This window comes from Novosphingobium sp. 32-60-15, assembly GCF_002280675.1.
Lineage (GTDB): Bacteria > Pseudomonadota > Alphaproteobacteria > Sphingomonadales > Sphingomonadaceae > Novosphingobium.
Genome location: NZ_NCEN01000014.1, coordinates 18,738 through 41,283 on the forward strand (window position 1 = coordinate 18,738; position 22,546 = coordinate 41,283).

A 22,546-nucleotide genomic window follows, 5' to 3' on the forward strand; every position below is an offset into this window, starting at 1 on the left:
GTTTGCGTACCTAACAATTGCGTGACTCGGGCGCGGCTGTCAACGCTCGTTGCAATGCAGCCCACGTTTTAGAGCCCTGCGGCTTCGAGCCGCGCAACTTCTTCGCGATAAGGACGAATGCCAAGGAACATCGCCACTGTAGCAATGGGCAAAAGCACGGCTGCAGTTATTACCAGCGCCTTCCACAAGTCCGCCTCAACACCGACCACGCGCTGCGCCACACTGCCGACCACAAAGCTACCCATCGCGCCAAAAAACGTGAACATGAACAAATAGATCGCCGTCACCTGGCCGCGCATTTCATTGGGCGCGATACGCTGCACTGCGGCGTTTTGGGGCACTGCACCGGCCAACCCGAACATCCCACCCAGCGCCATTATGGCAAGGCTGGCTTCGCCCGTTGGCATCATCGGTGCCGTGATCGCGCAAACGGTGACCAGCGCAAACAGAATCGTTGCGGCGCGCACGTTTGCATCGGCATAACTCTTGGCCAGCCATTCGACAAAGAACCCGCCAAAGAACACGCCCGCCAATTGTGAGACGAGCAGCATAGGGGCCATGACCATGCCGATCTGCGCCTCGTCCCAGCCATACGTGCGTATCATGAACGGGACCCGCCAGAAGGCGAGGCCAAAGGTTTCGATGGCTGAAAGCGCAAGGCCGATGAACAGCGGATAATAAACCCGCCCGCGCGCATGGATCGCCTTGGCCGCGTCAAGGCCGGTGAATGCGATTACGCGCTGCCCGAAACCCGGGCGCAAAGGGGTTTCTGCGGTTGCCGGGACTGGGTTGATCAGCCGGGGCGGCTCTTTCACCGTCAACAGCAGCGCCGCCGCCATAAGGCCTAGCACGGCTTGTCCAAGCAGGATCAATTGCCAATTGAACAGGCGGAAACCCAACACCGTCTGGTCAGGCCACCCCGCCAGCGCGACAATCAATTGCCCACCGGCCAGAACGCCAATTGTGGTCCCCCCGATGAACCCCAGTTGCAATAACGAAAAGGCGCGTGTGATCTTTTTGGGGGGGAAATAGTCGGCGATCATCGAATAGGCTGCGGGCGCATGGGCCGATCCGCCTGCGCCCAGAAACATCCGGCTGCCAACAAATTGGGCAAAGCCTTGCGCCATGCCGCCAAAGGCCATCACCAATGCCGTCGCTGACATGCCGCCCGCCAACACAAATTTGCGCGGATAGATGTCGGCTAGGCGCGCCAGCGGAATGCCTGCGAACACGAAAAAGATCACTGTGGCAGGCCCGCCCAGAAAGCCCAGTTGTTCATCCGTCAGCCCGAAATCAACCTTGATACGTTGCGCCAGCATGCCAAACACCGTCGCATCGAAAAAGTTGAGGAACGTCGCCAGAATGATGACGAACAGCGCCCAATAAGCGGCGCCTGTGGACGGCCACTGGCGCTCTACAGTAGCTGGCGCTCCGTTCGCATTCGTTTGCCCGGGCCCATCAACTTCAGCCCCTGGCGCAATGACGACACCTGCCATACCTTCTCCTCTTGCCCAGCACCGGCCTCTTTTTCCATGGCCTTGTTGCAGCGCTGATATTGTTAGTCTTGCATACAATTCTCGACTGGTGAATAGAAAAGGCGAAAAATGATTCCCGAAGCCGAAAGACCGGTTCACGGGGCACCCGATAGAGGAGAGGATTGATGCAAAACCTGGCCGACAAGACGGCTTTCATAACCGGAGGCGCAAGCGGCATCGGCCTTGGCATCGCCAAAGCCTTGCTAGGCGCTGGCATGAAAGTGACCATCGCCGATATCAGGCAAGATCACCTCGATTCGGCTGTGGCCGAACTGGAAGGCGGTGACCGTGTGCTGGCAGTGCAGCTTGACGTCACCAATCGCGCGCAGTTTGCTCAGGCTGCCGATGCGGCAGAAGCCAAGTTCGGCAAGTTGCATATTCTGGTGAACAACGCAGGCGTTGCTGTTGTTGGCCCAACCGATCTTGCAACATTTGCTGATTGGGACTGGGTGATGGGAGTCAATCTGGGCGGCACCGTCAACGGCATCGTGACCGTGCTGCCGCGCATCCTTGCCCATGGCGAAGGCGGGCACATCGTTTGCACGGCATCAATGTCTGCGCTCGTGCCTGTTGGCGGGACGACGATCTATTCATCGGGCAAAGCCGCCGTTACGGCGATGATGGAATGCATGCGGCCCGAATATGAATCACGCGGCGTAATTTGCTCAGCCTTTTGTCCCGGCGCGGTGCAATCCAACATCGCCGATGCTGCCAAAACCCGCCCTGCCGATCTTGCTGACACCGGCTATGCCGAAGCTGATAAGCGCCGTGCATCCGGCGGCAATTTCATGCACTTGTACCAGACGAAAGAGCAAGTCGGGCAGCGCGTCCTCGAAGGCATCCTCAATGATGAACTCTACATCCTCACCCACTCCGAATTCCTGACCGGCGTGAAGGAGCGCGGCGAAGCCACAACCGCTGCGGTGCAAACACACTTGCCCGAAAACCCTGAATACAAAGAAACCTTTGCCATGCTGTTTCGCAACCCGGCCATCACCCAGGAAATTGCGCGGCAGCAAAAGCTGCAAGCAGCCCGCACCGCAGGAGACGCCGCATGAAGGATTTTGCAGGACGCACCGCATTTGTCACCGGCGGCGCCAATGGCGTCGGCATCGGCCTTGTCCGTCAATTGCTGAACGAAGGGTGCAAGGTTGCCATTGCCGATATCCGGCAGGATTCCATCGACAAGGCATTGGCCGCATTGGACAATCGCGAAGTCATGGGCGTCCAGCTCGACGTTGCCAGCCGCGATGGTTTCAAAGCCGCTGCGGACGAAGTCGAGGCCAAATTCGGCCCCGTTTCGATCCTGTGCAACAACGCCGGCGTCAACCTGTTCCAGCCGATCGAAGAAAGCTCGTTCGACGATTGGGACTGGCTGATGGGCGTAAACCTGCACGGCGTCATCAACGGCGTGATGACTTTCGTTCCCCGCATGGTTGCGCGCGTCAAAGCGGGTGAGCAAAAGGGCGGGCATGTGGTCAATACTGCATCCATGGCCGCCTTCCTCGCTGCCGGAACGCCGGGAATTTACAACACCACCAAGTTTGCCGTGCGCGGACTTTCGGAATCGCTGCACTATTCCTTGCTGCAATACGAAATCGGCGTGTCGGTGCTCTGCCCCGGTCTGGTCAAAAGCTACATTTATGCCAGCGACGATATCCGCCCCGATGCATTGAAAGGCGCAATGAAACCGGTTGATAGCGCAGCCGTTGAACGGCTCGCAGGCGTCCACGAATTCGGCATGGAACCGGACGTCATCGGCGCGCGGGTAATTGAAGCGATGAAGGCCAACCGCCTGCACATCTTCTCTCACCCCGACCACAAACAGGAAATGCGCGAGATATTCGACGAGATAATCGCCGAATATCAAGACTATCCGAAAGACCCTGGCTTTGATCAGCGCGTTGCCTTCGAAAAGTTCCGCTACGACAACTTCGCAGCGGCCCGCGCGAAATCCCGCGCTGCCGATTTTTGAGGACACGTCGTCCCTCTCAGGCGGGAAGAGGGACGACACCGCACTTATTGAGCAATTGTCCGTTTACATAATTTGCCTATTTTTCGTCATCCTGAACTTGTTTCAGGATCCATCCATCGACCCATACTGTTGTGCGCGGGGAGAAATGGATGCTGAAACAAGTTCAGCATGACAGAGTTGGGGCTTACATTGCCGAAGATGGACAACCAAACACTGGAGGCGATTGCAAACGCCGCAATCCCCAAACGAAGAAGGCGGAGCGACTTGGCCCCGCCCTCTTTCAATCACTCACATTCGCCGTTTACCCGGCCACATCACCCAGCGCAGCAATGAACTGGTCAATGTTGCCATCGGTCAGACCGGCAATGTTGATGCGTCCCGATCCGGCCATGTATACGCCGTGCTTTTCGCGGATCGCCAGAATCTGCTCGCCGTTCAGCGGCAGCATCGAAAACAATCCGTTCTGCACGCCCAGCGGCGCCATGTTCACCGACCCGACCTGCTCTGCCGCCGCCAGACGATCGCGCACCCAACGCATGCGGTCGCGCATGTCGTCAAGCTCAGCCAGCCACATCGCGGTCAGTTCTGCATCTTCAAGGATCAAACGCACCGCCGCCGCACCATGATCTGGCGGCATGGACCACGAAGCACGCGCAATCGTTGCGCCATTGGCCATCGCATTGGCCAGTGCCGTGGCATCCGAAGTGACGGCGTAAAACGCACCGACACGGTCACGATAAAGACCGAAGTTCTTGTCGCACGAATAGGCTACCAGCGCTTCCGGCACGACCGAAAGCACCTTGCGCAAGCCATAAGCATCATCTTCCATGCCCGCGCCAAGGCCCTGATAGGCAAGATCAAGGATCGGCAGAACATTGCGTTCCACCACCAGCGCGGCAATCTCGTCCCACTGTGCCGGCGTGTAATCCACACCCGTCGGGTTGTGGCAGCAGCCATGCAGCAGCACTGCATCACCGGCTTCGGCACTGGCCAGCGCGGCCTTCAACGCGCCCAGATCGGCAAAGCCATCGGCCGTCATGTGGCAAAACGTCTTGAGCTCGACACCCACCGCAGCAATGATCTGCGCATGGTTGGGCCAAGAAGGCGTGCCCATCCATAAGCGCTTCACGCCTGAACGCTTGGCGACTTCAACCGCCAGCCGTACCGCGCCGGTGCCGCCGGGTGCCTGCATGCCTTCAACCTTCGACCGGTCAAAGCCCTTGCCGAACACATAAGGAATCAACGCGTGAACAAAGCCCATATCGCCTTCAGGCCCCAGATAGGCTTTCGAGGCCTGGGTTTCGAGCAGCCTGGCTTCGGCGGCCTTGATCGCCTTGAACACCGGCGTTGCGCCGTCAGATGTGCGGTAAACGCCCACTCCAAGATCAATCTTGGTCTCACGCGGATCAGCATTATGGAGCTTGATCAGCGCCAGCAGTGCATCGGCGGGCTGAGAGGCAAGGTTTTCGAGCATGGTCCGGCTATCCTTTGCGCAAAGGGCTTCAAACGCGGCGGCTCCATGCAACCGGAACGCCCGATGGGCAACCCCTACGCCGCAATTATGCGAGACTTAATTGGTCTGCCGTTAGAACGGTGACCACCGCTGCTTGCGCGAGAACTTCATATATCCGCCGTTGATGCCCAACCGCAAACCAGCGCCGGAACGCACGGGGATGAGAACTTTGTCACCCTTGCGCAGATAGCTGACATGGAAACCGCCAACCAGATAGGCTTGCCCCTCACCTGCCGGGAACCGCGCATAAAGCTCTTCACTGTCGTACAGATTATAGACAAGCACAAAGGTACTGGCCGCATTGGCTCCTACATCAAAACCGATTGACGGTCCGGTCCAGTAAACGGGACGCTCGCCTTCAATCTTGTGATGCAAAGTGCCCGAGCCATAACGAAGACCGACCACCAAAGCCGCACTCACCTCGCGCCCTTTGATATAGGCGTTAGGCTGCCCCTGCTTTTTCAGCAAATCCTTGATCAAATCAGCAAGGCCGGACGCGCCTTTGCCAAACACGCCCTCTGCCGCACCAATCAGGTCATCCTCGCGATAGCTGCTCACGGATGCAGGGGCTGCACCGCTTGGCGCGGTGGAAGGGGCAGTGGGCAGTTCGCCTGCAGAGCTCGCCGTGTTCGGTAGCGTTGCGGGAGACTCAACCGTTGTCGGCAATGGCGCAGCAGGAAGCGCAGGTGTCGTCCCCGCTTCACTGCCAACCGGCGTTGCCAAAGGTGCCAAATCGCTATCAATTGCCGAATTGGGATCGATCGACTGGACTTGCGCCGAAACGGAAGCAGCACCCAGCGCAAGTGCGCACACGAGCCCGGCAGCCAGCGTCCTGATCTTCGTTCGAATCATGGTCATTTCCGTAAACCCCGTCCCAATCACGCGCCGCAGGCAAGCACCTGTCGATCACACCAGAATCGAAGCGTGGCGTCACGACAATGAACCGGCGATGAGTGGAATCAAAAACACGCCAAAACGCGTCAGATTGCACCCAAAGTCCCTTAATCGCCGCCAAAATGCCACCAAAACGCACGGAAAAACTCTCCGGCAATTTTCCCGAACACCCTCTTGCCGCCCTCAATAACCCCCGCTATAGCCCGCGCTCGCTACTGCAATCCGGAGACGTGGGTGAGTGGCTGAAACCAACGGTTTGCTAAACCGTCGTACTGGTAAATCCGGTACCGAGGGTTCGAATCCCTCCGTCTCCGCCACCATAACATTCGCCGACGTCCGTCAATGTCCGCTGATAATCTGGTAATAGCCTGATATTGCTAGGCATTATGTCCACCACTGATGGTAAACTTCCGTCGCCGGGTCCGAGCAATCAGCCTCCCGGTGGTGGGAAGCAATATGACCCTGAAAAATACCCAGATCCTTTCCGCAGCCCCCGGCGTGCATGTTGGCGGCAACGGTTTCTACCTCAACGTTACGGCGAATAGCGCCAAAAGCTGGATCTTCCGCTACTAGATAAGTGGCAAGCGTTGCAAAATGGGACTTGGTTCGCTCGTTGGTCTATCTGCTCCTCAAGCGCGCGCCAAGGTCGCACAGCTCAAGCTACAGGTCGCCAATGGCATTGACCGGCTGGCCGAGCGTGCGACCAAACTGCTTGAAGTTAAAGCATTGGCGCAGGCACAACAGGCAGACCAAGAGTAGCTTCAACAAACATTCCGTGCGGCAGCGGAGAATCACATTGCCAATCACTTGCCTAGTTGGAGCAATGACAAGCACATCCAGCAGTGGTCGAACACACTCAAGACCTATGTCTCTCCTTGCCGAGGTTAAACACGATTAGGAGCCACCCCTATGCTGATCCCGCGGCCCATTGATCTAAGCGCCAATTCCATTGGTTTCCAAGTTGGAATGGCCTGCCTCGCGCCAATGGGAAAGCTTCTTTCCCATTCTCCCCTTCGAAGCGGTCGCCCCGCAGCGCCAAACACCTGCCTGGGTTGTATTCTTTGGGACTATAACGAATTTCTTTGCGTGCATCGCCCTTTGCAGTAGCGAGGAGCTGCATGCCGTCAAGTCGCTTTGTCATGTACATCACTCCCTGCTTGACCCGGGGTCCCGCTTCTTTGCAACGTGGCACAGGAAAGCCCGGGATGCCGATAGTGTAATGAACTTCAATTCGCTGACACCAGAGCCACATGACCCAAAAAGGACCGCTGCATGAGCGACGACGCTGACAAGCTCGCCAATTACAAGAAAGCCTATGATCGCCGCGTCGGCTTCGGCAGTCGGCCCGCCCTGATCCTGATCGATTTCTGCATGGGCTATTTCGATGAATCCTGCGATCTTTACGCAGGCGTGGAAGATGCCCTCGCCTCGGCCCTGCGCGTCCGCGCCGCCGCGCGCGCCGCTGGCGTTCCGGTCATCCTCACCAATGTGGTCTATCACCCCAGCGCCATCAACGGCGGCCGCTTCTTTGAAAAAGCCGCCCCGCTCAAAAACTTCCTTGAAGGCAGCCCGATGGGCGCGTGGGGTCCGGGCCTTGAACCCTTCGCCGATGAACTCGTCGTTTCGAAGCAATACCCCAGCGCCTTCTTCGGCACCTCGCTCGCCTCAACCCTCACCGCAATGGGCGTGGATTCCGTCCTGCTCACCGGTCTCACCACCTCGGGCTGCGTCCGCGCCAGTTGCGTCGATGCAATGAGCCACGGCTTCCGCAGCGCCGTCATCGCCGATGCCTGCGGCGACCGCCACCCCGCGCCTCACGAAGCCAACCTGTTCGACATGAACGCCAAATACGCCGACGTGGTAAGCGAAGATGAAGCCGTCGCCTTTTTTGGCGGACTGGGGGGTAATTCGCTGAACTGCGCGACGCCCCGCTAAAGGCAATGGCTTTCCCATAAACGGTCCGGTGGGTGTCAAAAAGCTTGAGTTTGAAGGCTAACCGTAGTTAGAGAATCCCGCGATATATTGATGTTACAAGCCTAACGCGCGTTCAGGAATATGTGCGGATACGTTCCGCCACCATGACTGAAGCCAACGGTTAAACACTTAAAAATTCGCAGATCTTTTTAATCCGCCCGTGCACCAGTTCGGCGAGCACGGATCGCTTGGACAATAATCTCACCTTCAAGCCAAATTGGGTGTTTACCAACCTTTAAGGCTAAAAACCAGGATGCGCCCGTAGTGGCGACGGCCAGTGCGAGGGTGCCAATTGCCGAAAGGCCCGCGAATTGGCCAAAGACGGCTGTAACTCCTGCAGCAGCTAGGGCCACGAAAGTGGCTGCCAAACTGCTACGAAGCCGATGCACATAGTGCCGAATGGACATCCCGGTAACATGACGGATCGCCAGCATCGATATTACCATATTGCCGAAGATCGTGAACGTGAGTGCAGTTGTCGCGATGGGCAAGCCACCTGCGGCAAACAAGGCCAGTAATGTAATTCTGGTCATGACCATGCCAGTTCGGATCTTAACCAGAAGGTCGATCATTCCCGCCGCAATCAGAAGACTACTGGTTGGCGAGGTGAGCGGCCAGATTGTGAAGCCGATGCACAAGATTCGCATCGGCAAAATCGCATCACCCCACTGGTCTCCGAATAACAGTGGAACGATCGTGCCGGCATAAATAGCGATGAAGCCAAAGAACGGGGCAGAAACTGCTAGCAGAATGCTGCTGCTAGTGATGTAAACCTGCGAGCTGTCCCCACTTTCGCGATTAGTCGAGGCGATGCGTGCAACAATTACCGGATCAACCGCTCGCGCAATAACCTGGCTATAAATCTGCGTTACAATGCTGGCGCGACTGTACATTGCTGCCGAGCTAAGCCCCGCCAAACGGCCTATCAGGATCTGCGGGCAAGCATTGTAAATCTGGTCCAGAATATTGAGCGCAAACATCTTTGCGCTAAAATTCGTCAAGCGGCGCATACCCGACAGGCTTGGACGGTATAAGATGAATTCACGGCCTAGAAGCGCATGAAATATAACCGACACCACGGCCGCGACCGTGCCCGACAAAGCGAGCGCATAGAAACTGTAATCCAGCAGTATCAAGGCAATGGCTGCCCCCGACTGAACGATGATCGTTATGGCATTCGCAGCGCTGATTACGGCAAACCGCTCATGCCGTGCGAACATGCTTGATACTGGACTGCTTAGCGCATTTATCAGGACGGTAAGCGCAAAAATATACAACAGATCTGCCATCTGCGGGACGGCATACCATTCGGCAATTGGCACTGCCAAACCAACTAGCAGGAACGCTACCGCCGTAGCTGCCATGAGCGAAAGCCCAAATGCAGCGCGACGATCACTGAGATCCAGATCCTTTGAATACAGGACGAACTCACTGCTCCCAACATTTTGCAGTGTCTGGATAACTGTAGCAAGAGCAAGTGAGACCGCATAAATGCCGAGCTCGTCAGGTTTCAGCAGGCGCGCCACAATAAGTGACGTGCCGAACATCGTGAGTGCGCTAATCCATTGTCCGGCAAAGGATTTATACAGGCTCCCACGGAGTGATGCTTGCGTCATCGGCCCACTGATCCTGTTTCAAATTGATACAAACACTCCTGAGAAAAGCCTCAAGCGCTTGTGAAGTTACCTTCGGCCAAAGTCCGCACATTGGGGAGATTACTCTGAATGATCGCACGGATTTCGTCGCCATTTTCAAGCAGGGTCAATGTGCGTGCTGCCGCCTGATCGGGTCGGGTGCAGAAAGCTTGCGGATCAATGAGAAGATCGCAGTCTTGCAGCCCCAGCAGACGATACAAGCCTTCAAATTTTGCCTGATAAACCATTGAAAAAGCTGGCGTACCGGTTCCCATCGCCAGAATGGCAGGGTGCATCCTGCCGGTAACCAATAAATCAACCGACGCCATCACCGATTTGACGTCGCACGGTGTCGTCGCATTCAGCAGATGGATACTTTCGCGCTGCAGGTCTGATAAACCAGCCGCCGCACTTTTGGCTAGGACGTAATCTGACCGGTCCGTCCGCGTATCATGCGGTACAAGGACAACAGCCACATCTGCGTCCACTATTTTTGATAAGAAGGAAGTAGCCGCTGCAGTCAGTCCAGGATTGCTTTTCTCATGTAGATAATTGATATTGAACGCAATAACCCGTTGGCCCTTTGTTCGACGGTGTTTGATCCAAGCGAAGGTATTTTTCACGACTTCGGGTTCGGAAACTGGTTCCACGAGGAAGGCCAAGTCCGCGACGAGCCGGATTGGACGGTCCAACAACCGCTCCATCCGCTCATGAGACAAAGGCTCTCGAGCTGCGATCACGATGTTTTGCGGCAAAGCGCGCAGTTCGTCTACCACTGTGGGGTTGGGCGTTTCGCTGAAACTTGAACCAAAGATCGTCGCTTCTCCACCACCGGCCAGAATCTCCTTTAAAACGGCCAGGCGCGTCAAAACGGGTTCAGGGTGGTACACTCCGTCAAGGATATCTGCGCCAATCAGATAACCGTGCCCGTAACGTGAAAGCCGCGGCAGACCTCGCGCTAAGCTTGTTCGCGATCCACGATCAAGAAATGCTTCCATGTCAACCGCCTCATCCGGCTGTTGGTCAATCGGCCACGGTGATGCAGTTAACAAATCTGTGCGAGTCATGCCGTGGCGACGCAGGCCCGCGATTGCAGATGTTATCATCGCGGCATCGCCCAAGCTTCCGGGGGAAGCTGGTGGAATAATAAGGGCACTGGCTGGATCGCGCAATTTTGCGTTCATTCCGGCAACAACCCGGCTTGCTCCCAGCAAGGTGCGGCTTGCCGCCCTTTTCCAATTGCGTTGCATGTCTTCATAACTCCGATTTAAGCATTCAACGCCCAGGCGTTGGTTTTGTATGTAAAGTTACTTTTCTGCGACCATTGCAGTGATCCGCTTTTGCAGGTCTGCGTTTACCTGTTCGATCGAAAACAGTGACTTTGCATGCTGGCAAGCTGCCAGAGCCAACATCTTGCGCCTTGCTGGATTATTGGCCAGTTCAATAGCCGCAGTCGCGAACGTGGCTGGATCGTTCGCAATCTCGATATGCTTGCCTGCGGCCATATCCAAACCTTCGCATCCAAGCGTAGTCGAAATGATTGCGCGTTGCATCGCGGCCGCTTCAATCACTTTGATGCGCGTGCCACTCCCCGAAAATAACGGCACAATCACGATGTTGGCTGCGGTATAAACTTCGGCAAGATCGGCCACATCGCCCAGCACGCGAATACCATTGACGCCGTCCAATGCGCTTATCGCTCGGGTTGGTCGATAGCCCGCCAACGTCAGTTCGGCATGATCACCCAAAGATGCGCGAACGACTGGCCAAACCTTTTCGACAAACCAACCGACACCGTGCTCGTTTGGTGCATAACCGAACGCGCCGACGAACAAAAATTGGGTCTTTGGGCCCAATTGCTCAGGCTCCACTGTTCCGAACCGGACAGCATTTGGGACGATCCGGGGGCGCACACCAGTGGATTTGAAAAATCTATCGGCGTCCAACGCCGAACACAATAAAGTTGCAGACCAACGTTGTGCGAGACGCCGCTCAGTTGATTTCAGTGCGAAAAGATCACGACGAAGCAATATGCGCCTCAACCGTGATGGTGTTGGCTCGCTCGGGTTGTTGCAAAACGTAATTGATTCAATGTCGTCAAGGTCGACAATCGTCGTCGGCGGTCGCGCGACGCTAGTGGGATAGACCGAATCGGCCCAAACCGCACTGGTCAACCGAAAAGCGAAAAGAAGGTCATACGGGCCGCCTAGTCGCTGCCGATAGTCGCGCGCCAACTGCTTATTTACACGATCATCAAATTCTGGTGCTCGGGTCAGTGCGCGCCACATTCTCAGCGGTCTTGAGTTCGTAGCATGATGCTTTTGGCGCAGAACTTCAGGGTGAGGAGCTTCGCCTCGTACGATTACTTTGCTTGCGCCGAGCGCTGAAAGCCCAGGAATCCTATCGGACCGGGACATGCCAATCCACTTCGGCAGAACCAGGGTTACAGGACCAAGCGTTGCGAGCATCCCAAGATGCTGTGCAGCCCGACGCTCAACCCCCACTCCATTCGGATCAGGTAACTCACGACAAACCATGAGTGTACGAATGATTTGTTCCGTCATCAGGGGTGAGGTTGCGTTAACAAGACGCCTTGGCAAACACTTTCAAGCCTTGCCATTTGGTGGTCTAGATTGATCTCATCGCGTTTTGAGTGATCGAGCGCTTTTTGGCAGGTTTTTGCATAGGCAACCGGATCGTCCAAAAGCGACGACAATGCCGCCACCCACTGGTCAGCGTCGGCGTCAGCAGATAGCACGATGCCTCCCGGCCCGATGGCTTCGGGAATACCGCCACGGTCAGAACCTATCACCGGAATACCGCTGAATTGAGCTTCTGTAGCGACGCGTCCCCACGCTTCTTCCCATACGCTTGGTACCGCCAAGACTTTGGTTTTGGCGTAAACGTCGCGCATGTCCGACGTTCGTTCGCTTATTGTCAGATTGGGTAGCGCTTGATCGGCATGGTGCAGCGCCGCTTCCTCTTCGGCGGTCAACGTCCAAGCCTTTACAAAGAGGAACTGCTGGCTCGGCATTTTCCTCACTATCTCAATCATTTTCGCGACGCCCTTTTTCCAATGTGGATTTATGAACGTTACGAAATTACCCCTTCGTTCAGTGATGTATCGATCCCTGATGAAGGATGGGACAATCACAGTCGATTGAATTCCATAGTCTGCAGCAGCACGTGCCGCTGTAAATTCCGAATTGGCGACGAATGCATCTGCAGAATGCGCTGTGATGCCCTCCAGATCGTCGTCTTCGACATTATGGAGATGTATCACGGTGGGGATGCCGTTATGGCGAAACGCATCTGCCATTCGGGCAGGAAAGCCCGACTGCGCAATCACTACATCAGGCTTGGAGTATCGCACTATCGCATCAACCGCGGTCCACGGAAACCATGTGCGGATCACGGGATATCCCAGTTTGTGGTCAACATGAAATGCTCGGCCAAGTTTTAGCGCGATCCTGGCCACAAAGCCTAAAAGTCCGCTTCCGGTCAGACCGGCGACGACGCTGACCTGATGCCCGCGCTGGAGCAGAGTCAGGGCAATCTCATGCATGTTGGACTGTGCACCGCCAGCAATTTGCGGAATGTAAGGATGCGCAGTCGCGAGGACGATTCTCATACTGTACGGTAGCGCGGATGCATGAACTAATGGTAGGGGAAATTGTGGGTAGGTCATTTTGCGCCCCCTAAATAGGCATGCAGAAAGCAGACAGAGCAATGAAGATCACCGTTGTGATCCCCTATTTCCAGCGGCAGTTGGGGCTATTGAGACGCGCCGTAGATTCGATCACTGCGCAAGCGTGTCTGCCCGAATGGTGTGTGGACATCATCGTTGTTGATGACGGATCGCCATCGCCAGCGAAGGCTGAAACTTTCAGCAGCATCCCTGATAACATGAGCATCCGCATTGTTGAGCAGCAGAATGGTGGTGTGGGGTCTGCGCGCAACGCCGGTATCGTTGCCGCAGCGCCTGATACAACGTACCTTGCATTTTTAGATTCCGATGATGAGTGGGGTCCTTCCCATTTGAAAAGTGCAGTCGAGCAATTAAATGCTGGTGCAGATTTTTATTTTGACAATAATATTATCGACGAAGGCTATGATGCATTCAGCCATTCTGCCTTTATGAAAAAGACTTACGGCTCATTAGATTTGGAAAAACCTCTGGTTGGTATATTGGACGGCAAAGCGGGTTTTGATGCTATACTTCATGAATGCTTGCCACATACATCACAAGTCGTATACAATTTCCAACGCCACAGCAGCGTCAGGTTTGAAACGCAAATGCGGCGTGCTGGTGAAGACCAGATTTTCTGGCTTACCCTTGCTAGCCGTTCAACACGCATTGCATACTCGACAGAGATTCATGGCCGCCGCGGCGTGGGTGTTTCGATTTATCGTGAATCACTAGCATGGGACTCTGAGAACGGCCTCAGTAGGGTCGCGGACGAAATTTTGATGAGAACAACTATTAGGCATCATTTTTCATTAACAAGAGCACAAGTAAAGATTTTAAAAAATGACGCTCAACTGGTTTGTGACCACTTTGTTTTTCTGGCATTGCGCAATGCCCGCAAGCAGCCTCGCCAGTTAAAAGATGCTTTATTACGGCTAACGCGCCAAGGCCCTTCATTTTGGACTATGGTTCCGGTTTCTTTATTAAGGCTTCCAGCATACGTCCGAAAATTGCGGGCTGAGTTCAGGCAATAAAAATTTGGATGCCAGGATCATCTGTGGATCCCCGGCAAGACGCAACGGCAATTTGTAGAAGCAGAGCGGGTGGCCGCTTATGGGCCAATACACGCGCTAGTGATCCTGTTTACAGCATATCAAGCTGCCGTTAGAATTGGCGGCAGGTGCTCGTCGCCATAATGCAAGCCCGATCTAGCAGTAACGCTGCTTGAATGCGGCATAGCTTGCGCAATCGGGGATTGAAGGTTGTTCACATAGTTCCCGCTTCGCTGTTGAGCGCCCCATCGCACCTTCATACCGTGAAGCGCGGACGCAACTGCATGCACGACAACGGCATACAGAAGCTGGCGATACCCGAAACGCATCGCCAACATACGCAGAAGCGGCAGACGGCCTTCCCGGCCATCAATGTGGTAGGCCAAAGCACCGCAAGCGGATTCCACTGCGGAGAAAATCAACCAGAATGCCAGCATCCACATGAGATCCTGCGCCATAACACCCAACCCGTGGTTGATTGTCTGCAAGCCCGCATCGGCCAGACCCATCACAAGTGCCAGGTCAATCATGGGGGAGAGCAATCCGAGACCGATCTGGAAAAGCCATGCTTGCGGTAGCCCGAACCACGCAAGACCGCGAGGCTGCCCCCGGCCAATGACCGATGCATGCTTCCAGAGGCACTGTAGCGTACCGAAAGCCCAGCGATAGCGCTGGCGGAACAATGCGCGCACGGTTTCGGGGGCCTCGGTCCAGGCAATCGCATCGTTTTCGCAGGCTACGCGCCACCCCGCCCGCTGAACCGCGATGGTGAGGTCCTGATCCTCGGCCAGCGTGTCGGACGGATAGCCGCCAACCTCATCAAGCGCTGCACGGCGCCAAGCTCCTACGGCGCCGGGTACGACTGTCACTGCGCCCAAGGCTTCCAGCGCGCGCCGCTCCAGACTTTGCGCGGTAATGTATTCGATGGATTGCCATTTGGTGAGCCAGTTCACCCGGTTACCGATCTTGGCATTACCGGCCACGGCGCCAATCGCAGGGTCGGCAAACCATCGGGCAAGCTTGGCGATCGTGTCCGGCTCAAAGCGTGTATCGGCATCAAGAGCGACGATCACATCGCCCTTGGCAATGGCCAGCCCCTGATTCAGCGCGCGTGCCTTTCCTCCATTCTTGAGCGTGAGGAGTTGCACGCGGGGATCGAGGCCAAAGGCCTCCTGAACAACCGCGCTTGTGCGGTCGGACGAGCCGTCGTCGATCACGATAATCTCGACGCGCATCCCTTGCGTGGCCAAAGCCCGGCGCACCGATGCCTCGATAACGCGCTCTTCGTTGAAGGCCGGGATAAGCACCGACACGAAGCGCGGCACGAGGTGTTCGGGCGCGGCTATCCGGTGCCGCCCTTGCGCAACACGGCGGGTCTGCCATGCGGCCAGTGCAGAAAGCAGCAGGACACGCATGATCCCCAGAGAAATTGCGGCAACGAACAGCCAGGTGATGGCCTTGCGCCCGACGCGCAAAACCTCGAAAAACAGGCCGCGAATGCCTGAAGATGTTTCGTTATTGCGGGCAAGCAGCGGCATCGCCTCGTCGCGGGTCAGTCCGGCAAGCGTAGAGACAGGCACGAATTCATAGCCGCGCGCGCGCAATTCGCGGATGATGACCGGAAGTGCTGCCACAGTTGCGCTGCGATCGCCGCCGGAATCGTGCAACAGCACAATTCGGCGCGCATTGTTTGCAGTGCCAGCCTCAACCTGATCAATCGTGCGCGCCGCAATCGTTGCAGCATCAGTGGTTTCCCAGTCGAGCGGATCGACATTGAGCCCAACGGTAAGATAGCCCAATTGCGCCGCGATTTGCGCGACCCGCAATTCAGCTGCCGTGTCGGGATCTGCGTCGCCCAGATATGGCGCTCGGAACAAGTGCATTGAATGACCGGTGTAACTTTCGACCAGCCGCTGTGTGGCATTGATCTCCCGTTCAACCGCAGCATCGGATACCCGATCAAGATTGGCGTGCGTGGTCGAGTGATTTGCCAGTTCCGAACCTTGCGCCACGATTTGCTTCACCAACGCGGGCTGATCAAGCACATGCGCCCCCGTCACGAAGAAGGTTGCAGGCACGTCATGTTTGGCCAACACGTCAAGTATCTGCGGCGTCCAGCGCGGGTCTGGCCCGTCGTCAAAGCTTAGCGCGATCTGACGCGGTGCGTTGCCGCTGCGCTCGACAATATGGCCATGCGAAAGCTTGTCATAGCTGGCTGAGCGGATCAGGCCTTCAGCCCCGATCTGCATGGTACGTGAGCCGCCCTCAGCCGGGGCCCCCATGCGCAGAACCTCGCCCGTACCGCGAAGCTCGATCCCCTGTTCGGGGGGCAAGTGCTTCAGCGCGTTGACCGGAGGAAGGGCACCTGCTCGGGACGCTGAAAGTACAGACCAGAAGCCGGGGTCTTCACTGCCAAGCCGCCAAAGCGCAACACCTGCCGGGCGAACCTGACGCAGCACGAGCAGCTGGTTCCACGCGCTCAGCGCATCAAGCATCCAGACTTCGCGACGAATGCCCGCATCGACGTAGGCAAAGCCGGTGGTGCCGCTGGCGGGGTCAAAGATCGGGACAGTGGCGGCCTTTGCCGCGCGTGCCCAGGCTTGCTGGACGGTAATGGAATCAGCCAGCACCTGCCCGTCGGACCAATCGAACGCATAACTGCCGACAGCAACAATCGCGCGGTCGGCCCCGGTGCGCGCCACCGCGCTTTCGACAACCTTGGCAAACCAGGCCTGTGAAGCAATCGGACCGGGCGATCCTGTTTGCCAATGTTCGTCATAGGCCATCAGGACGACCCGGTCGGCAGCGCGGGCATAGGCGCGCAGATCCCAGGTTTCATCGGCAACCGGGGCTGCGAGCATGACCGTTGCCGCATTGCCGTTACGCGATGAAGGAAGGCGCGAACGTGCCTCGTTCAAAAGCGCGCGATAGTCTTCATGCGCCGACGCAGGCAGGTTTTCGATGTCGAAGAAAACCCCGGCCGCTTTGTGCCGGGTCATGGCCAACGCCACCTTTTCGAGCAGGACACGGCGCTTTTGCGGACTGGCCAGCAGCCGCGCCATGTTTTCACCGTCCCAGCCGGTCTCGCTATCGTTCTGGATCATCAACAGCAGCTTCGTCCGGGCGCTGCCTGCCAGAATTTCCTGCAGCGACGCATCACCCGCCTCGATCCATTGATGATCGCGCCCGCGAACCGAGACCATCCCTGCAGCCACCCACGATAGCTGGCCGACATTGGCACGCAAGGAACGGCGGCTGGCCTCGTCCCACGGCATATAGAAACCGAGAGTTTCGGCGGCCAATGGCGGCTGCCCCGATAGCGAAGGGGCTGGCAGCCAAGCTTTGGAGGCATCGCCGGCGGGGGAAAGAGCCAGCGATGCAGAATGCGTTTGCGCAGCCGCAAGCGTTGTGGGCAGTGACGGTGCAGATCGCCGTTCCAGCGATGTCATGGCCCATGCGAACAGGGCGGCGCAAAGGATTGCAATGATCAGCAACACCGACCCGAGCCATCGCATCCGGCGACCGCGCCTTCCGGTAGGATCATGGAACACCTGAAAGTTCACGCATCTGCCTTGCTGGTTGCCCGTTTGAGGCTCGCAAATAGGTCTGGCCGCGCTACGATGGGCTTAAGTCGGACCTGTGCACAAAGCCCTCCTTCGACTAAAGGCTATATTAATCTACCTGTCGGGACGAACAGCGGACCGGCCGGATATTGGGGAACTTGGACTTTACCTGAGGCTGGCAATACCTGAAGGTGGGCAATCCGGTTTCAGGACGCAAAAAAGGCAGCGCGCATCATATTCCCGTTCACTGCCTTTCGTCTTTTGCTTCCCGCGATCGTGCCGTCATGGCGCTTTTTCGATGCGGTGAGCGAGAGTCCGCGTGTGGACTATGCCGTGTTGTCAGCACCCAAAAGTGTGGCTGAACATTGGCAGGAATTTCGGCCACGCCCGGCTGTTCTCAAACCCGCCACAACGTTGCGCCGTATGTTGTGGAATCCGCAGTGGAACGAGAACCTGTTTCTGGTCAGCCTTGCCGAACGCTTGATGACAGTCACGACGGCAGAAACAGACGCACATAGCGAGCGCGAACTGCTGCTCCGCGTGGCCCGGCACCTTGATCGTCATGAGGCCTTTGATGCTGGCTCCTATCTGCAAATCCGGTTGCGCTTCGTCAGCCGCAGCGGCCCGGATCATGCGGTTACCAGCCAAATCGCCTATCTATCCGGCGCGCACCTGATGGCAGGGTTGATAACGCGATGACGCTGGACACCGCTGTAAACCTCACATCGGGGATGATGGCCGCCGCGTTTATTCAACAAAGCCTCGAACATTTGCGCCCTGCGGTCCGCTTGCAGGAACGCTTGCTGTTTGTCCCGCGCCTTCTCCTGTCTGTGTTGCTGCTGGCAGCGTCTTTGGGCATACACTTGCCGGGCATTGGTCCGTCTTTGCTTGCTCTTGCGCTGGTGGTGAACCACCTTTTCATTCTCTCCTTCTTCAACGGCCCCTATAATGGCGGGGCAGACCGCATGAGCCTGCTCGTTCTGCTCTGCCTCACCTGCACTTTTAACCTGTCCAATCCCGCGTGGCAGGAACTCGCCTTCGGCTATCTGGGGATCCAATTGCTGCTGAGCTATCTGATCGCAGGCTGGGTCAAAATCAAAAATCCCGATTGGCGGAGCGGTAAAGCCCTGAGAGATGTCTTCCTCTTTTCCGCATATCCCGCCGGAGAGAATATCCGCAAATGGGCAGATCGCCCGCGCATTCTGTTCGGCGCGGGGTGGGCCGTGATGATATTTGAACTCGCCTTCCCCCTCACGTTCCTGTCTGCACCAACATTGATAGCAGGGCTGGCCATCGCGGCCTTGTTCCACGGTGCAAACGCCTGCCTTTTTGGCCTCAACCGCTTTTTCTGGATCTGGATTTGCGCTTATCCGTCAATCCTGTGGCTGCAGGAAAGAGTGATGACGGCAGCTGTCCGTCCACCACTGGGATAGCTATTCCATAAATACCTGGGCAACTGCTGCAGCGTCCTGATGGGACGCTTCTGCAGATGATAGGCAATTCTCCGGCGGCATTCGCGGGTCCAACCAGGTCCCGGGACCGCACGCCTTCGATGGGCAAATTGAACATTCAGCATAAACCCTATCTCGCTCACATCTCACCAAAACCACCGTCCCGAAAGCACTGATAAGTCGGCAATCCGCCCCGAAGGGCATGGCGGATGAAACTATGCACCCTTGACGAAGTGAACGTTATCATTCAGATGAACGTTATCAACGCGGCGACTTGAGTCGGTTCGCAACAGGGGAGTAGGATATGAAGGGTTTTGCAAGGCGCGCGCGTTCCATCAGCGCCGTCAGCGTTTCGGCGCTGGCGTTGTTGAGCAGTGCTCAGCCGGTTTTTGCACAAACTGCCGACGAAATTTCCAACGACAGCGAAAATGCCATTGTGGTTACAGGCATTCGCGCCAGCCTTAAGCAATCGCTTGATATCAAGCGTGCAGGACAAGGTGTTGTTGATGCGATCTCGGCAGAAGATATTGGCAAATTCCCGGACACCAACCTTGCAGAATCGCTCCAGCGCATCACCGGTGTGTCGATTGACCGTAACAGCGGTGAAGGGTCGACCGTAACCGTTCGCGGCTTCGGTCCAGACTTCAACCTTGTCGTCCTCAACGGCCGCCAAATGCCAACTTCAACCCTTGGCGGCAGCAACGCCGCGCCTGCCTCGCGCAGCTTTGACTTCGGCAACCTTGCCTCCGAAGGTATTTCCGGAGTTGAAGTTTACAAGTCGGGCCGTGCCACGCTGGCTTCGGGTGGCATCGGTTCGGTCATCAACATCAAGACCGCCCGCCCGCTGGACCGCGAAGGTTTCCAGGGCAGCATCGGCGCAAAGGCCGTTTACGATACGTCACGCTTTGACAGCAAGCCGATCACGCCCGAAGTTTCGGGCATCATCAGCAACACCTTTGCCGATGGCCGCATCGGCATCCTGTTGAGCGGTTCATACCAGTTGCGCAAGGGCAGCCAGGCGCAATTCAATGCCGGTTGGCGCGAAGGCTATCTGGGCAACGAAAACAACTGGGGTTCACTGGCGATGGAGGGCAGCCCGGGCTTTGCCAACATCACCAACCGCCCCGGCCCCACAGATACCTATCAGGTCACGCAAAACGCCGGATACGATTTCACCTCGTTCACACGTGAACGCATCAACGGCCAAGCCGTATTGCAGTTCAAGCCAACCGATACGCTGGTCGCAACGGTGGATTACACCTATTCATCGAACAAGATCGATGCGCGCACCAACAGCATCGGCGTATGGTTCAACCACGGCGACACCAGCAGCAGTTGGACCGATGGCCCTGCGGCAGGCCCGAACTTCTATGCAGAGCAATTTGGTCCGGGCAAGGATCTGGCCATTACCGGTGCGGTGGCGGCCAACCGTTCGGAAAACAATTCAATCGGCGGCAACCTGAAGTGGGATGGCCCCGGCGGTCTTCGTCTTGAACTGGACGGACACCACTCCACTGCTGAAAGCAAGCCGACATCGCCTTATGGCAGCGGTATCGCGGTGGGCAGCGCCATCTTTGGCGTCCAATCACAGCGGGTTGATTTTACCAGCGACATGCCGGTGATCTCGGTCGCGATGTTCCCCGGATCTGAAATCAACGCTGCAAATATCCGTCCGGCTGGCAACGCTTTCCGCAACGCCTATATGCGCGATGAAATCAACGAAGTGTCGCTCAAGGGCGGCTATGACTTTGATTCATCGATCATCGACAGCCTCGATTTCGGCGTAACCTATACCGACAACAAAGTCCGCTCGGCATTCGGCGTTATCCAGAATGACACGTGGGGCGGCACGCTTTCCAGCGCTGACACGCCTGATGGCCTGTTCGGCATCACCAACCTGTCAGCAGACTTGAAGGGAATGGCAGGTTCTAACGACCCCGCACTCATCCCGAACTACTTCCAGGTTGATACCGTCGGGCTGATCAAATTGCTCGATACTTCCTTGGGCATTTGCGCATCGGCGCAGACAGCAGGAACGTGTCTGGCAAAGTATACCGCCGACCGCACCGTGCGTGAAAAGACCTGGGCGCCATATATCCAGTCAACACACAAGTTTGATCTGGGCGAAGACGTGGCGAACCTGCGTCTGGGTCTGCGTTATGAACGAACGACCATCGATTCCACAGCGCTTGTTCCAATCCCGACAGGTACGGTTTGGACCGGCGGTAATGAAACCGCCATTGTCTATGGCACTGCGCAAGCGGCAGCCTCGCTTTCCGGCCGCTATGAAAACTGGTTGCCAGCTATCGATTTCGACATGTCGCCGATCCGAAACGTGAAGCTGCGTGCATCATACAGCCACACCATCACGCGTCCCGATTATGGCAGCATGCAAGGCGGCACCACGCTGGATTCACCGATCCGTATCGGTGGCAGCACCGGTGCCAGCGGCAACCCCGGCTTGTTGCCCTACAAATCGAAGAACATCGATCTGTCGGCTGAATGGTATTATGGCCCGACCAGCTACATCTCGGTTGGCTACTTCCACAAAAACGTCGGCAACTTTATCAGCCAGACACAGGTCAACACGCCTGCATTCGCGCTGACCAATGCTGCTGCCGGTGCTGATGCGACCGCTGCTCGGACTGCACTCGGGGCAAATGCTTCTGCGGCAGACATTGTTGCTTTCATTGCTGCGCGCAATCCTTCGTCGTTCAACAGCGCATTCAATGGCATCAACGGCCAAGCGACAGATCCACTGGTGAACTTCATCATCACCCGTCCCGCCAATAGCGATCAAAAGGCCAAGCTGTCCGGTTGGGAGTTTGCCATCCAGCACACCTTCTGGGAAACAGGCTTTGGTACGATCTTGAACTACACGATTGTGAACAGCGATACGCAGTTCGATAATACCCAGCGTTACACTGTGCCGCAGTTCGCCGTTCGGGGCGTAAGCGATAGCGCCAACGCGGTATTGTATTACGACAAGAACGGAATGCAGGCGCGTGTTGCCTATAACTGGCGCGGATCATTCCTGAGCGACTACGGCTTCGATCCCTTCTACACCAATGGGTATGGTCAGTTTGACGTCAGCGCGAGTTATGAGTTCGATCAAGGCGTGACCGTATTCGTTGAAGGTATCAACGTGACAAACGCTGACCGCAGTGGCCATATGCGCAATAGCCAGACGGTGTTCTTCTCGGCACCCGGTTACGCCCGCTACGCTGCTGGAGCCCGCTTCAAGTTCTGATCCATCAGTAAAGCCTG

16 protein-coding genes and 1 tRNA gene are annotated in these 22,546 nt (G+C 56.6%); 9 read left to right on the forward strand and 8 right to left on the reverse strand.

All coding sequences use genetic code 11. From position 1 onward, the window contains the following. Positions 1–68 precede the first annotated feature (68 nt). Positions 69–1,496, reverse strand: coding sequence for an MFS transporter (locus B7Y89_RS11485; protein WP_292938641.1), 1,428 nt, complete (start codon positions 1,494–1,496; stop codon positions 69–71). A 164-nt stretch (positions 1,497–1,660) separates the two neighbouring features. Here B7Y89_RS11485 and B7Y89_RS11490 point away from each other — a divergent pair, with 164 nt between their 5' ends. Both B7Y89_RS11490 and B7Y89_RS11495 read left to right on the forward strand, forming a co-directional pair. After that, the gene (locus B7Y89_RS11490) at positions 1,661–2,593 is read left to right on the forward strand and encodes an SDR family NAD(P)-dependent oxidoreductase (RefSeq protein ID WP_292938642.1); all 933 of its coding nucleotides are present in this window, start codon (positions 1,661–1,663) and stop codon (positions 2,591–2,593) included. Next, positions 2,590–3,510, forward strand: coding sequence for an SDR family NAD(P)-dependent oxidoreductase (locus B7Y89_RS11495; protein ID WP_292938643.1), 921 nt, complete (start codon positions 2,590–2,592; stop codon positions 3,508–3,510). The genes B7Y89_RS11490 and B7Y89_RS11495 overlap by 4 nt, the downstream gene beginning before the upstream one ends. Before the next feature lie 301 nt (positions 3,511–3,811). Here the strand turns inward: B7Y89_RS11495 and B7Y89_RS11500 are convergent, their stop codons facing one another. Then, positions 3,812–4,984 carry an amino acid aminotransferase gene (locus tag B7Y89_RS11500; protein ID WP_292938644.1) on the reverse strand — a complete coding sequence of 391 codons (1,173 nt, stop codon included), beginning with the start codon at positions 4,982–4,984 and terminating at the stop codon, positions 3,812–3,814. A gap of 111 nt (positions 4,985–5,095) precedes the next feature. Further along, complete coding sequence (locus B7Y89_RS11505) at positions 5,096–5,881, reverse strand: EipA family protein (RefSeq protein WP_292938645.1); 786 nt, start codon at positions 5,879–5,881, stop codon at positions 5,096–5,098. A gap of 260 nt (positions 5,882–6,141) precedes the next feature. Here B7Y89_RS11505 and B7Y89_RS11510 point away from each other — a divergent pair. From B7Y89_RS11510 to B7Y89_RS11520, 3 genes are all read left to right on the forward strand, one after another. Then, positions 6,142–6,234 (forward strand) — tRNA-Ser (locus B7Y89_RS11510). 277 nt (positions 6,235–6,511) lie between these two features. Beyond that, complete coding sequence (locus tag B7Y89_RS11515) at positions 6,512–6,676, forward strand: hypothetical protein (RefSeq protein WP_292938646.1); 165 nt, start codon at positions 6,512–6,514, stop codon at positions 6,674–6,676. Positions 6,677–7,189: 513 nt separating this feature from the next. Next, the gene (locus B7Y89_RS11520) at positions 7,190–7,852 is read left to right on the forward strand and encodes an isochorismatase family protein (protein ID WP_292938647.1); all 663 of its coding nucleotides are present in this window, start codon (positions 7,190–7,192) and stop codon (positions 7,850–7,852) included. A gap of 188 nt (positions 7,853–8,040) precedes the next feature. Here B7Y89_RS11520 and B7Y89_RS11525 read toward each other — a convergent pair whose 3' ends face one another. Genes B7Y89_RS11525 through B7Y89_RS11540 form a run of 4 tightly spaced genes read right to left on the reverse strand, consistent with a single transcriptional unit; the run spans position 8,041 to position 13,213 of the window. After that, positions 8,041–9,507: an oligosaccharide flippase family protein gene (locus tag B7Y89_RS11525; RefSeq protein ID WP_292938648.1), complete on the reverse strand. Its 1,467-nt coding sequence runs from the start codon at positions 9,505–9,507 to the stop codon at positions 8,041–8,043. A gap of 50 nt (positions 9,508–9,557) precedes the next feature. Next, on the reverse strand, positions 9,558–10,775 hold the full coding sequence (locus B7Y89_RS11530) for a polysaccharide pyruvyl transferase family protein (protein ID WP_292938649.1): 1,218 nt from the start codon (positions 10,773–10,775) through the stop codon (positions 9,558–9,560). A 57-nt stretch (positions 10,776–10,832) separates the two neighbouring features. After that, positions 10,833–12,089 carry a glycosyltransferase gene (locus tag B7Y89_RS11535; protein ID WP_292938650.1) on the reverse strand — a complete coding sequence of 419 codons (1,257 nt, stop codon included), beginning with the start codon at positions 12,087–12,089 and terminating at the stop codon, positions 10,833–10,835. After that, positions 12,089–13,213 carry a glycosyltransferase gene (locus B7Y89_RS11540; protein ID WP_292938651.1) on the reverse strand — a complete coding sequence of 375 codons (1,125 nt, stop codon included), beginning with the start codon at positions 13,211–13,213 and terminating at the stop codon, positions 12,089–12,091. The genes B7Y89_RS11535 and B7Y89_RS11540 overlap by 1 nt, the downstream gene beginning before the upstream one ends. 41 nt (positions 13,214–13,254) lie before the next feature. Between B7Y89_RS11540 and B7Y89_RS11545 the strand changes: the two genes are divergently transcribed. Next, entirely contained in the window at positions 13,255–14,247 is a 993-nt protein-coding gene (locus B7Y89_RS11545; RefSeq protein WP_292938652.1) for a glycosyltransferase family 2 protein, read from the forward strand. Positions 14,248–14,366: 119 nt separating this feature from the next. Here B7Y89_RS11545 and B7Y89_RS11550 read toward each other — a convergent pair whose 3' ends face one another. Then, positions 14,367–17,828, reverse strand: a complete 3,462-nt coding sequence (locus tag B7Y89_RS11550; RefSeq protein WP_292938653.1) for a glycosyltransferase — start codon at positions 17,826–17,828, stop codon at positions 14,367–14,369. A gap of 276 nt (positions 17,829–18,104) precedes the next feature. On the opposite strand from B7Y89_RS11550, the gene B7Y89_RS11555 reads away from it, so the two are divergent. The 3 genes from B7Y89_RS11555 to B7Y89_RS11565 all read left to right on the forward strand — a co-directional run bounded on the left by B7Y89_RS11555 (position 18,105) and on the right by B7Y89_RS11565 (position 22,529). Then, complete coding sequence (locus B7Y89_RS11555) at positions 18,105–18,527, forward strand: hypothetical protein (protein ID WP_292938654.1); 423 nt, start codon at positions 18,105–18,107, stop codon at positions 18,525–18,527. Positions 18,528–18,658: 131 nt separating this feature from the next. Beyond that, complete coding sequence (locus tag B7Y89_RS11560) at positions 18,659–19,261, forward strand: HTTM domain-containing protein (RefSeq protein WP_292938655.1); 603 nt, start codon at positions 18,659–18,661, stop codon at positions 19,259–19,261. A gap of 322 nt (positions 19,262–19,583) precedes the next feature. Beyond that, the gene (locus B7Y89_RS11565) at positions 19,584–22,529 is read left to right on the forward strand and encodes a TonB-dependent receptor (protein ID WP_292938656.1); all 2,946 of its coding nucleotides are present in this window, start codon (positions 19,584–19,586) and stop codon (positions 22,527–22,529) included. Positions 22,530–22,546 lie beyond the last annotated feature (17 nt).

Excerpts from the sequence above, each read along its gene's own strand:
- B7Y89_RS11485 (WP_292938641.1), bottom strand. The coding sequence starts at position 1,496 with ATGGCAGGTGTCGTCATTGCGCCAGGGGCTGAAGTTGATGGGCCCGGG.
- B7Y89_RS11490 (WP_292938642.1), top strand. The coding sequence starts at position 1,661 with ATGCAAAACCTGGCCGACAAGACGGCTTTCATAACCGGAGGCGCAAGC.
- B7Y89_RS11495 (WP_292938643.1), top strand. The coding sequence starts at position 2,590 with ATGAAGGATTTTGCAGGACGCACCGCATTTGTCACCGGCGGCGCCAAT.
- B7Y89_RS11500 (WP_292938644.1), bottom strand. The coding sequence starts at position 4,984 with ATGCTCGAAAACCTTGCCTCTCAGCCCGCCGATGCACTGCTGGCGCTG.
- B7Y89_RS11505 (WP_292938645.1), bottom strand. The coding sequence starts at position 5,881 with ATGACCATGATTCGAACGAAGATCAGGACGCTGGCTGCCGGGCTCGTG.
- B7Y89_RS11515 (WP_292938646.1), top strand. The coding sequence starts at position 6,512 with ATGGGACTTGGTTCGCTCGTTGGTCTATCTGCTCCTCAAGCGCGCGCC.
- B7Y89_RS11520 (WP_292938647.1), top strand. The coding sequence starts at position 7,190 with ATGAGCGACGACGCTGACAAGCTCGCCAATTACAAGAAAGCCTATGAT.
- B7Y89_RS11525 (WP_292938648.1), bottom strand. The coding sequence starts at position 9,507 with ATGACGCAAGCATCACTCCGTGGGAGCCTGTATAAATCCTTTGCCGGA.
- B7Y89_RS11530 (WP_292938649.1), bottom strand. The coding sequence starts at position 10,775 with ATGCAACGCAATTGGAAAAGGGCGGCAAGCCGCACCTTGCTGGGAGCA.
- B7Y89_RS11535 (WP_292938650.1), bottom strand. The coding sequence starts at position 12,089 with ATGACGGAACAAATCATTCGTACACTCATGGTTTGTCGTGAGTTACCT.
- B7Y89_RS11540 (WP_292938651.1), bottom strand. The coding sequence starts at position 13,213 with ATGACCTACCCACAATTTCCCCTACCATTAGTTCATGCATCCGCGCTA.
- B7Y89_RS11545 (WP_292938652.1), top strand. The coding sequence starts at position 13,255 with ATGAAGATCACCGTTGTGATCCCCTATTTCCAGCGGCAGTTGGGGCTA.
- B7Y89_RS11565 (WP_292938656.1), top strand. The coding sequence starts at position 19,584 with ATGAAGGGTTTTGCAAGGCGCGCGCGTTCCATCAGCGCCGTCAGCGTT.